The organism is Chamaesiphon polymorphus CCALA 037, from assembly GCF_003003845.1.
GTDB classification, from domain to species: Bacteria; Cyanobacteriota; Cyanobacteriia; order Cyanobacteriales; family Chamaesiphonaceae; genus Chamaesiphon; species Chamaesiphon polymorphus.
In genome coordinates, this window is record NZ_PVWO01000274.1 from 1 (window position 1) to 7,666 (window position 7,666).

Consider the following 7,666-nt stretch of genomic DNA (forward strand, 5'->3'; position numbering starts at 1 on the left):
CTACTTACTTTCTATTCGTAGCTTATGCTCTTGTGAGCTTTTTTACCCACCTCCCCACTTTTCAAACATCCTCTAAGTGTTCTACTGTCTACAATCCTCAAGTAGATTACTTCCCTAACAAAGTTAAAGTAACCCAAGCTCAAGGATTTACAGTTGAATATCACCGTAACTATAAAGTGGTATCGGTTAAAAATCCTTGGCGAAATGCCGATACTACTTTTCAATATGTATTAGTGCAATGTAATACCCCAGTCCCGTCAGGGTTCGACAAATCCCAAATCGTCCAGGTGCCAGTTAATTCTGTGGTATCGATGTCTACAACTCATTTACCATTATTAGATAAATTGGGTTTAGTCGATCGATTAATCGGGGTTAGCGATTTTAACCAAGTTAATACACCCAGTGTAGTGGCGAAAATTAAAGCAGGGAAATTGCAAGAAGTAGGCAGGAGTAATAATACTAATGTCGAGAAAGTCTTAGAAATTAAACCCGAACTAGTTACTACTTACGGTGTAGGCAATCCTAAATCAGATAGTCATCCCAAATTAATCGAAGCAGGGTTACCCGTAGCAATTATTGCTGAATATATGGAGTCTTCGCCGTTGGGTAGGGCGGAATGGTTGAAATTCATGGCATTGTTTTTTAATCGGGAGACAGAAGCAGAGCGAGTATTTAGCCAGATGGAAAGTAGATATAATTCGATCTCTAAAATTGCCAGTCAAGCCAAAAATAAACCCACTGTTTTCTCTGGTTTTGATAGTCGCGGTACCTGGTATATTCCTGGTGGCGATAGTTATACAGCAAAATTTATTGCCGATGCGGGCGGAAATTATATCTGGAACGACGATCGATCTACAGGTAGTATCAATTTGAGTTTCGAGCAGATATTCGATCGGGCGCAGACAGCCGAAGTTTGGATTAATAGCAGTCAGGATTGGCGCAGTGTTAATGATGTAATTAATACCGATCGCAGATATACCAAATTTAGAGCAGTGAAATATTCAAAACTATTCAATCCGACAGCAAGAATGAATGCAACTGGTGGAAATGATTTTTGGGAAGGTGGAACCGCCAATCCTGACATAGTTTTGGCAGATTTAGTCAAAGCTTTGCATCCAGAATTAATGCCGAAACATCAATTTGTTTATTATCACCCATTAATTAAATAAAAACATAAAAACTGGTTACATCCCCGACTTCTCCAAGAAGTCAGGGATGTGTCCTCATCAATTATCTATTAAATTATGCGTGAAAAAACAACGCCTCAACCGATCGAAGAGCGAGAATGGATGCCAATTCATCCAGCACCACCAAAGATCGACAGACAACCTCCGACTAGATTAAAAAAGGAGAAAATCGAACGGCGATCGATAATTTTAGGACTATTATTCATCCTGCCCATTCCATTTTTCTTGACTAGTTTAGCAATGGGTTCCGTTTCTATTCCCTTGGGTGATGTCGTCACCATTTTACTCGGTGGCATTCCTCAAAAAGAGTCCTGGAGCGATATTGTCATCCAATTTAGACTACCCAAAGCGATTACCGCCATCTTAGCTGGAGCCGCTTTATCTACCAGCGGATTGCAACTGCAAACCCTATTTAATAATCCCTTGGCTGGGCCATCCGTACTAGGAATTAGTGCGGGGGCTAGTTTGGGTGTTGCTTTAGTTATCTTAGGTACGCAACTATTTGGAATTAGTTTAGCTAGTTTAGGTGCAATCGGCAGTTATAGTACGATCGTCGCTGCTTGTTTGGGCGCAGGTATCGTGACGGGGTTGGTAATTGTCGTGGCGCGGCGAGTGCAAAGTTCGACTAGTTTATTGGTGCTAGGGTTGTTATTTGGCTATGCTACGGGGGCGATGGTGGAATTGTTGCTCTATTTTAGTACCGCCGAGCCTGTCAAATCTTATCTCAATTGGACGACGGGTAGTTTTGGCGGGGTGACTTGGGAGCAGTTACCGATCATGAGTATCGGCATTTTGAGTGGTTTAATCCTGGCAATCCTCGTCGCACCCTCGTTAAATCCGTTGCTATTGGGCGAAACCCAAGCGCAAAGTTTAGGAATTTCGATCGAGCGGTTGCGCCTACTGGTACTAGTTAGTTCTTCACTCCTAGCTGGCATCGTAACAGCTTTTTGCGGCCCGATCGCCTTTATTGGCATCTCCGTCCCCCATCTCTGTCGGGGATTGTTGAAAACGTCCGATTTGCGGTGGTTATTTCCGGCTGTAAGTCTGGTGGGGGGAAGTTTTGCACTAGTAGCAGATATCATCGCCCAAATGCCTGGAGGACGCTCCGTGTTACCGATTAATTCAGTTACCGCACTGATTGGAACGCCAATTATCGCCTGGATTATCCTTCGTCAACAGCGGAATCTAGCCTCATGAGTCAAGCCTTATTAATTGCCGAAAATCTGACTGGCGGCTACTTGTCAAAATCGATTATCGATCGATTAAACTTACAACTCGAACGCGGCGAATGGTTGAGCCTATTGGGTGGGAACGGTTCTGGTAAATCTACCCTGCTCAAACTCCTCAGTCATTTGCTCAAACCGCAACAGGGTATCGTCTGGCTCGATGGCAAAGCAATTCATACCGAACCACCAAATATTGTCGCCCAGAAAATGGCTCTATTGCCCCAACAACAAACGGTACCAAGCGGCTTAACCGTAGAGCAATTAGTTAGTTTGGGGCGCACTCCCCATCAACCTTGGTACCAGTGGGAATTAACAGCAGTCGATCGAGCGCAAGTCGATCGAGCCATGATATTAACACAAGTAATTCAATTTGCAGATCGATCTGTTGAATCTCTATCTGGTGGCGAACGTCAACGCGCATTTCTGGCTCTGGCTCTGGCTCAAAATCCCCGCGTGTTACTACTCGACGAGCCAACTACCTATCTAGATCTCCGCTATCAACTCGAACTACTCACCCTACTCAAAGATCTCCAACAGCAACAAGAATTAACCATCATTACCGTACTTCACGAATTGAACCTTGCCATCCGGTATAGCGACAGGTTGGCAATGCTCAGAGATGGCTCTCTGGTCGCCGTTGGTACCCCTAAAATCGTAATTACGCCAGAAATAGTCGCAGAAGTCTTTGGCGTGCAAGTGGCGATTATTGATACTCCTGTGGGCTTGCAGATTTGCCCGTTAGCCAGCATTTAATAAATACTTATGTTTTGAGGCAAGCTGTGAGTAGACCAAATTATTGATGGGATTATCCTGCCTCAATAGCAAACAGCAATTAAGACGCAATCCCTGAGTACTTGATATAATCCTGTCAGCGACATCGACACCAACTCATAATTTCCCCTATGTCTATTTCCCGTCGTCATTTCCTGGCACTGGCTGGTGCAGGCACTAGCAGTAGCTTTCTCCTGGCTGGATTAGAAAATCTATATCGCCCATCTGTGGCAGTATCATTAGCCAAATCGCCAAAAGTTAGGGGTTACGGTGCATTAGTCAAAGATCCTCAAGGAATTTTAGATCTACCTGCGGGATTTCGCTACAAAATCGTTTCTCAAAGCGGTAAAAAGATGAGCGATGGCACCGTCGCAGCGAGCAACTTTGATGGGATGGCGGCTTTTGCAGGCAAGAATGGTTCCACAATTTTAGTCCGCAATCACGAACTCTACCCAACTGCTACCGCTAAAGTTATTGCCACTCGCGATCGGATGTACGATCCTAATTGTGGGGGCGGTACGACAACCCTAACGATCGATCGCAATCGGCAGCTAGTCGAAGAATATGTATCGTTAGCGGGGACTAATGTAAATTGTGCGGGCGGCGCAACGCCCTGGAGAACATGGATTAGCTGCGAAGAAAATACCACGATGCCAGGGATGCCAGATACAGGCAGAGGAATCGTTACCAAACCTCACGGCTATAATTTTGAGGTAGGGATCGATCGTAAAAAGCCTCTCGCACCAGTACCATTGGTAGCAATGGGAAGATTTCGCCACGAAGCAATCGAAGTCGATCCGCGCACTGGAATTGTCTATCAAACCGAAGACGATCCGATCGGCTTATTTTATCGCTTTATTCCCAAACAGCCTGGAAAATTAGCCGCAGGCGGGGTACTCGAAGCCCTCAAAATTGTCGGTAAACCCCAAGTTAATACCACCCAAAAATTCCCAGTCCGACAGAAATTTGCCGTAGAATGGGTGCGAATTGAAGAACCAAATCCGCCCGAAAATACAGTCCGGAGGGAAGGCTTTACTAAAGGTGCCGCTCAATTTATGCGCGGGGAAGGCATCTGTTATGTCAATGGTTCTTTTTACTTTACCTGTACTCAAGGTGGTAATGTTTTACCAAACCTTCCAGTATCGCCAGGGCAAGAAGCCAGAGGTAACGGCCAAATCTGGAAATATACTCCTGGTAAAACTGCTAAAAATGGTGGTTCGATCGAACTATTTTTAGAACCCAATGACGATAGTATTCTCGATATGCCCGATAATATTACAGTGGCACCCAGCGGTCATTTGATTGCTTGTGAAGATGGTAAAGGCGAACAAAGATTAGTCGGCATTACCCCACAAGGTGGTGTTTATACTTTTGCCCGCAATGCCAGAGACAATAGTGAATTTGCCGGAGCGTGTTTTTCTGCTGATGGTCGCACGATGTTTGTCAATATCTACGATCCGGGGCTGACTTTAGCAGTCTGGGGCAATTGGACGAAAGTGTAATTATTGGACTTTGCTGGATTCAAGTATGAAACTATCGGTAGGGGTAATTCATGAATTACCCCTACCGATAGTTTTAGAGATATTAATTGGGTGATAAATATATCGTGGCACTGCCCACAGAACATGTAGAGCCGTATCAAAAAGAATTTAAACTGCTTTATCGATCGAGCAATCTCTTCACTAATCGATCGCGTAGCGTGCCGTAGGCGATCGACATTAACTGCCAAAATATTTATATTACTAAATTGATAATGCTCTGAGGGCAATACCTACCCTCCGGTATGTTTAACTTAAATTCGAGTTTTGGTCGCATATAATAGAGCCATCCACTCATCCCGCGCCGATAATGGACAAAAATAAATTAACAGTAATTGCTTGTTCTGGCTCGATCCTCGCTGCTGCGCTATTTACAGATCCCAGTTATGCGATGCCGCTGCAAAACTTTGGCGATAACAATCGCCAGCTTCTCGATGGCTCCTCGCTTCCAGAAAATCGAGTCAATATTCCCCAGTCCACTGAAGACGGGATTTCACCATTAAATTACGAACGCCGATTGCAACAAACAGCGATCGCTAAATTTGGTTGTGGCTGTACCAATTGTGTAACGACGATTCGCCAAGAAGTAAAATCGGGCGAACTGGCAATCTAATTGAGCGTCACGCCTAATTGCAGTGCTGCCATTCTACAGCCATTACAATCACAACTGAAGTTTTTCTCAGCAAGCTGCTTTTGTCGATCGAGTAAAGCTTGGTGGGCAGATCTGGTATCGACAGTAGGTGCTGATACAGGCTGGATTTTCCATTGTTTGAGTGTCGTTTTCTGCGGCTGCGGTTGGGGCGGATTAGCACGAGCGATATAAGTGGCTCCAATCGCGCCAGCAACAGACAGCATTAGTAAGTTCGATAATTTCATCTTAAATACCTAATTAAGTGGTTCGATCGCCATTATAAAGCTACCCAATCGATCCCTGACACTCTCCGAAAACTAGCAATTGTAAATATTCCCAAAGCTCATATCTGAACACACATTCATATGTTAGGATAATAAGATAACTAAAAGGAGATCCACCATGTCTACTGTTACCCAAATGAAATGTGCTTGTGAGTCTTGCTTGTGCATAGTTTCGCTCTCAGATGCGATCGTCAAAGATGGCAAACATTACTGCGGCGATGCCTGTGCTAACGGTCATCCTGCCGGAACAGGTTGCGGACATACAGGCTGTGGATGCAGCAAATAGATGTCAGATCGAGCGACCGAATCAGCAATAATTGAGGATGGGGAAGATCTTTGTTGTGAAGATTCCCATCCAAATCACTCTGAAGATGTAAATGCCATTCCCGCCGAACTGCTCTCGGTAGAAAAGGCACAGCGTCTGTCAGAGTTTTTGGGCTTTTTAGCCGATCCCAATCGGTTGCGAATTCTGTCAATTTTGGCAGCAAAAGAAATGTGTGTTGGCGATCTAGCTGCTATTTTAGAGATGAATGAATCGGCAGTATCCCATCAATTAAGAACGCTGCGGGCAATCAAAGTGGTCAATTTTCGCAAACAAGGGCGGCACGTATTTTATAGCCTGCAAGATCGTCAGATTCTCGACTTTTATCGATCGGCAATCGAGCATATCGATACAACAATTTAGCAGTTTGCGATCGTTCTGTACTTAGGAATGAGGCGTTGCTGGATTGAGGTATGAATTACTCTCGAAATCTGTGGTAGGGGCGATTCGATCGAATCGCCCCCATGATTTTAACCTGCTGCTAGAAAGTAAAAGTAGTTCGCAAAGCACCAATTACCGCAGGTTGGCTATTGACATCATGATTGGGTGCAGTAAGGTAAATAATCCCTGGTGTAATACTGAGATTCTCACTGAGTTTTACCTGATAGAAGCCCTCAATATGCAGTCCAGCCTTAGTATCTGCCGTACCATCAGATGCAAAAGTTACACGCGGTGATTGCCCGACTAATAACCCCGCAATATTCCCTTCTCCACCAAAATTTGGTGCAGCAGCAGTTATCGCCCAGTTCCAGATTTGTCTGTCTACACCTGCTAACTGATTTTGAGTATATCCAGCCCAGCCACCAAGGACAAACTGAGGGCTTAACGAGAACGAACCTTGCACCCCAAAGTTATTGCTGTCGCCGCCTTGATTGGCATTAGTGCTACCAGTGGTAAAGTCGGAATTTTTAGTGCGCGTGTAAGTCAAACCAATTTTAGAATTCTCGCTAGGTTTGAGCGTAACTTGCGCCAGAAAACCATAGCTACCGCCAAATAAACCATTCCCCACTGCGGGATTATTGCCATCTCCGGCCAGATAGCCCAAACTCACTTCCATGCTATCGCTCAATTTGTGGCGAATCCCACCGCCAACTCCCTCCAGTCCATAGTAAATTGAAGGGCGACTCGCAAATGATGTAATCGCACCACCGCCACCATCACCGATATCAAAAAAAGGATTGACCGTATCGGCAAAGTCATCAGCAACCCCGACATTCGCAGATACTACCACTTGCGTTTGCGGTGAGAGTGCAAATTCATACTTGATTGCATCCATCCCAACACTACTATTAGTAGTTCCATCTGGATCCGTGGCAGCGATCCGCCCATCTAGGGTGCTAACCGCAGTAGTTCCAGCAGTTGGATTGTTGTTGGCTAAACCCAAACCGATTGATTGGAGGCGAGTGGTAAGCGTACCGCCACCGATCTCGGTTTTGAGATCCAGCCTGGTTCTCTGTCCCAGTGCTGTGTTCCGGCTGTAATCGCCAGCCACAGTCCCCGTTAGACTAAAAATTACTTGCCCTGACAATTTGGTGTTAATTGAAAACTGTTGCTTGTCGAGCTGTTCGACTTTCTTGGTTGTTTCCGCTGCTTTCCCATCAACTTCGATCAGTTTCTCTCGCAATTCTTGATTCGATCTGCGTAACGCTTCGACCTCTTCGCGGGTGACGCTTGGCTCTGATGGCGCGGGTGGGGGCGTTACTGGTG

At 45.3% G+C, this 7,666-nt stretch carries 9 protein-coding genes; 7 read left to right on the forward strand and 2 right to left on the reverse strand.

What is annotated here, in order from left to right; all coding sequences use genetic code 11:
* From C7B77_RS18720 to C7B77_RS18740, 5 genes are all read left to right on the forward strand, one after another.
* Positions 1-1,169 (forward strand): ABC transporter substrate-binding protein (locus C7B77_RS18720; protein ID WP_245894267.1); only part of this gene is annotated, 1,169 nt, incomplete at its 5' end.
* Positions 1,170-1,289: 120 nt separating this feature from the next.
* Entirely contained in the window at positions 1,290-2,384 is a 1,095-nt protein-coding gene (locus C7B77_RS18725; RefSeq protein WP_106308195.1) for an iron ABC transporter permease, read from the forward strand.
* A complete protein-coding gene (locus C7B77_RS18730) occupies positions 2,381-3,166 on the forward strand; it encodes an ABC transporter ATP-binding protein (protein WP_106308198.1) in 786 nt (261 codons plus the stop codon). The genes C7B77_RS18725 and C7B77_RS18730 overlap by 4 nt, the downstream gene beginning before the upstream one ends.
* A gap of 149 nt (positions 3,167-3,315) precedes the next feature.
* Positions 3,316-4,686, forward strand: a complete 1,371-nt coding sequence (locus C7B77_RS18735; protein WP_106308201.1) for an alkaline phosphatase PhoX — start codon at positions 3,316-3,318, stop codon at positions 4,684-4,686.
* Positions 4,687-5,032: 346 nt separating this feature from the next.
* The gene (locus C7B77_RS18740; protein WP_106308204.1) at positions 5,033-5,335 is read left to right on the forward strand and encodes a hypothetical protein; all 303 of its coding nucleotides are present in this window, start codon (positions 5,033-5,035) and stop codon (positions 5,333-5,335) included.
* On the opposite strand, the gene C7B77_RS18745 is transcribed toward C7B77_RS18740, so the two are convergent.
* Entirely contained in the window at positions 5,332-5,598 is a 267-nt protein-coding gene (locus tag C7B77_RS18745) for a hypothetical protein (protein WP_106308207.1), read from the reverse strand. The genes C7B77_RS18740 and C7B77_RS18745 overlap by 4 nt on opposite strands.
* A 157-nt stretch (positions 5,599-5,755) precedes the next feature.
* Here C7B77_RS18745 and C7B77_RS18750 point away from each other — a divergent pair, with 157 nt between their 5' ends.
* Together C7B77_RS18750 and C7B77_RS18755 are read left to right on the forward strand one after the other, a co-directional pair.
* Positions 5,756-5,923: a metallothionein gene (locus C7B77_RS18750; RefSeq protein WP_106308210.1), complete on the forward strand. Its 168-nt coding sequence runs from the start codon at positions 5,756-5,758 to the stop codon at positions 5,921-5,923.
* Complete coding sequence (locus C7B77_RS18755) at positions 5,924-6,322, forward strand: ArsR/SmtB family transcription factor (protein ID WP_106308213.1); 399 nt, start codon at positions 5,924-5,926, stop codon at positions 6,320-6,322.
* 118 nt (positions 6,323-6,440) lie between these two features.
* Here C7B77_RS18755 and C7B77_RS18760 read toward each other — a convergent pair.
* A partial coding sequence (locus C7B77_RS18760; RefSeq protein WP_106308216.1) for an iron uptake porin occupies positions 6,441-7,666 on the reverse strand: 1,226 nt, incomplete at its 5' end.